Origin of the sequence: Janibacter hoylei PVAS-1 (assembly GCF_000297495.1) — a bacterium.
Classification (GTDB): domain Bacteria; phylum Actinomycetota; class Actinomycetes; order Actinomycetales; family Dermatophilaceae; genus Janibacter; species Janibacter hoylei.
Genome location: NZ_ALWX01000086.1, coordinates 1 through 3,448 on the forward strand (window position 1 = coordinate 1; position 3,448 = coordinate 3,448).

Genomic DNA, 3,448 nt, shown 5'->3' on the forward strand with positions numbered 1-3,448 from the left:
CCTCAGGAGCGGGGCCGGGTGGATTCGTCTGGGCCCTGCGCCGGGTCGCGCCCCGTGCCGGCTGACCCCGGGGTGTCCTGCTCGTCCTCGGGCGCAAGCGCCTCGACGAGGCTCGAGGCGATGAGCGGCTGCCCGTCGGCGGAGGGGTGCAGCCCGTCGATGTAGTAGCGCGAGCCCGGCCGTGCCGCCGGCAGCACGGCGGAGAGGTCGATGAAGCTCACGCCCTCGTGGTCGGTGCGGGCCGCCATCTGCCGCAGGTACCCCGACCAGTCCGGCCCGTCGGTGCCCGGCGTGAACCAGCCGACGAGCAGGATCGGCCCCTCGTAGCCGAGCGAGCGCGCCTGCCGCACGAGCGTGTCGAGGCTGCGCCCGAAGTCCGCGGGCCGCACCCCCGCCCGGCGGTCGTTGAAGCCGAGCGGCACGAGGACCAGGTCGGGGTCGAGGGACAGCGAGTCCTTGAGATAGGTCGGCGTCTGGGCGATCGTCTGCGCCGACACGCCTGAGCGGGAGGCGTCGAGCACGTGCACGCAGCGGCCCCGGTCCCCGCGGAAGGGGGTGAGGTCGGTGACCGTCGCGAAGTGCGAGCTCGTCGCCGGCTGGGGGTTGCTCACGGTCACCCGGTGGGAGCCCGGCCCCAGGTCGCCCGACGACCACACCTTGCGCTCCGCACTCGGGTCGGCGTCGGTGGGCACGGAGATGCCGTCGGCCGGCACCTGCCCGTCGATCTCGACGCGCAGCGGTCCACCGGCGAAGCGGGTGCGGTAGCCGATGTCGACGGAGCGGGCGTCCACGAGCCAGGTGACGCTCGCGCCCGGGCGCAGGGTGAGCCCCCGGCCCCCGGGCCCGAGGGTCGGCGCGGGGTCCGCCCGCCCGCCCACGCGAGGGTGCGGCAGGCTCTGGGCCCGGTAGTCGGCGGGCACGAGCGAGGTCGTGCCGTGCCAGCCACCGGGGGTCGTCGGGCAACCGGGGGCGCCGGCTCGCTGGCGCAGGCCGGCCTGGAGCCGGTCGACCCAGCGGCGCTCGAGGTGGTTGCTCAGGCCGTACCCCTCGCTCACCGAGTCGCCGAGGACGACGACATTGGCGGCCTCGACATCGGAGGTGCTCACGGCATCGAGCCACGGGTCGAGGACGGCCGTGCGCTCCCAGGTGGCGCCGCCCGTCGGCTCCGGGGCCTCCTCGGTGTCGGTGCAGCCGGCGAGCAGGGCGAGCCCGAGCGCGAGGGCGCTCAGCCCCGCACCCGCCCGTCGTCCCCTGGGTCGCACCCGACCATCGTGCCAAAGGCTCACGGGCCCACCGCCTGGCGCATACTGGCGGGCATGACGAGCGCACCGGGCCCCGCCGGTACCCGAACCCTTGACGTCGGGGTGGGCGATGGTTCGCTCGCGAGCGCCGACATGGTGCTCAACATCGGCCCGCAGCACCCAGCCACCCACGGCGTCCTGCGACTGCGGGTGGCTCTCGACGGCGAGCGGATCGTCTCCGCGGACCCGGTCGTCGGCTACATGCACCGCGGCGCGGAAAAGCTCTTCGAGGTCCGTGACTACCGCCAGATCACCGTGCTGGCCAACCGGCACGACTGGCTGTCGGCCTTCGGCAACGAGCTCGGGGTCGTCCTCGGGGTCGAGGCGATGCTCGGCATGGAGGTCCCGGAGCGGGCGACGTGGGCGCGCACCCTGCTCGCGGAGCTCAACCGGGTGCTCAACCACCTGATGTTCCTCGGCTCCTACCCGCTCGAGCTCGGCGCGATGACCCCGATCTTCTACTCCTTCCGCGAGCGGGAGGAGATCCAGGCGGTCATGGAGGAGATCTCCGGCGGCCGGATGCACTTCATGTTCAACCGCGTGGGCGGGCTCAAGGAGGACCTCCCGGCCGGGTGGCTGGACCGGGTGACCGCCGCCGTCGCGGCGGTCCGTGCCCGGATGCCACAGCTCGAGGCGCTGCTCGTGGGCAACGAGATCCTCGAGGCGCGCACCCGCGGCATCGGGGTGCTCCCCTCTTCGCTCGCCGAGGCCTACGGCGTCTCCGGGCCGATCGCCCGCGCCAGCGGCGTCGACCTCGACCTGCGGCGCGACGCGCCCTACCTCGCCTACGGCGAGCTCTTCGCCGCCGACGGCCCCGGCCGGGTCGTGACCCGGACCGCGGGTGACTCGCTCGCCCGCCTCGAGGTGCTGCTCGAGCAGACCCACGTGAGTCTCGACCTCGCCGACGCGTGCGTCGAGCGGATGCGCTCCCTCCCGCCGGGGCCGGTCAACCAGCGACTGCCCAAGGTGCTCAAGGTGCCCGAGGGCGAGCGCTACACCGCGACCGAAAACCCGTTGGGTCTCAACGGCTACCACCTCGTCTCACGGGGCGACAAGACGCCGTGGCGGCTCAAGCTGCGGTCGGCCTCTTTCAACAACGTGCAGGTGCTGAGCGAGCTGCTCCCCGGCGCTCTCGTCGCCGACATGGTGTCGGTGCTCGGCTCGATGTTCTTCGTCGTCGGCGACGTCGACAAGTGAGGCGAAGGGGGCCGGCCGCCCCCCCCTCGTGCCGGCCACCGCAGGTGACCAGCTGGTAATAAAAGGCTGGGAAATGGTTGTGAGCCTTCTCAGCGAACGGTAGGTTGGCTCGCGGAAGGCGTCCTCAACGTGGTGGCGCGACCAGAGATCCAAGGGGAGAATTTCATGGCCAAGCGCCTCAAGACCCGCCTGTCCGCGGGTGCCGCAGTCGTCACCGGGCTGAGCGCCTTCGGGGTGGGCCTCATGGCGACGCCGGCCCAGGCGGACACCGTGACGCTCAACTACACCTGCTCCTTCGACGTGCTCAACGTCGGCGTGACCTACGACGCGGCCCCCGTGTCCGTCGACCTGACCGTCGACGCGCCCACCTCCGTCGAGGTCGGCGAGGAGATCGACTCCGCCGTCACCGCCGACGTGACGATCCAGAACGAGCAGCGCGACGCCCTCTACGGCCTGCTCGGTGTGCGTGCGGTCGACGGCCCCGACGCCGCCACTGCCGCTGCCGAGGACGGCGGGCTCAACACCAAGAATGCCCGCAACCAGGCGGACTTCACCCTGACCAACGGCACCGAGTCGGCCGACGGCATCATGCCGCTCGAGGTCCCGGTGACCGCCGTGCCCGAGTCCGGTGACCTGACCGTCTCCGCGACCGGCGCCGTCGAGCCCGTCAAGGCGGAGGTCCCCGGCACCTACACGATCGAGGCCGGCGACTTCCAGGCCTACATCCGCGGCTACTCCAACGCGGACGGCACCGGCTACAAGACCAACATCACGATGGACTGCACCAACGTCTCCGAGTCGTCGACGGTCGCGACCGTCGAGGTCACCGAGGCCAGCGGCGAGCCGAGCGAGACGCCCGACCCGAGCGAGACGCCCGACCCGAGCGAGACCGCCCGACCCGAGCCGAGACCGCCCGACCCGACGCGAGACCGCCCGACCCGACGCGCAGA

At 72.5% G+C, this 3,448-nt stretch carries 3 protein-coding genes; 2 read left to right on the forward strand and 1 reads right to left on the reverse strand.

Annotated elements, in window-relative coordinates; translation table 11 throughout:
* Positions 1–2: 2 nt before the first annotated feature.
* Positions 3–1,262: an SGNH/GDSL hydrolase family protein gene (locus tag B277_RS14605; RefSeq protein ID WP_007929651.1), complete on the reverse strand. Its 1,260-nt coding sequence runs from the start codon at positions 1,260–1,262 to the stop codon at positions 3–5.
* Positions 1,263–1,316: 54 nt separating this feature from the next.
* Between B277_RS14605 and B277_RS14610 the strand changes: the two genes are divergently transcribed.
* On the forward strand, positions 1,317–2,498 hold the full coding sequence (locus tag B277_RS14610) for an NADH-quinone oxidoreductase subunit D (protein WP_040881737.1): 1,182 nt from the start codon (positions 1,317–1,319) through the stop codon (positions 2,496–2,498).
* Positions 2,499–2,663: 165 nt separating this feature from the next.
* On the forward strand, positions 2,664–3,448 hold a 785-nt coding region (locus B277_RS14615), incomplete at its 3' end, for a DUF6801 domain-containing protein (protein WP_007929653.1).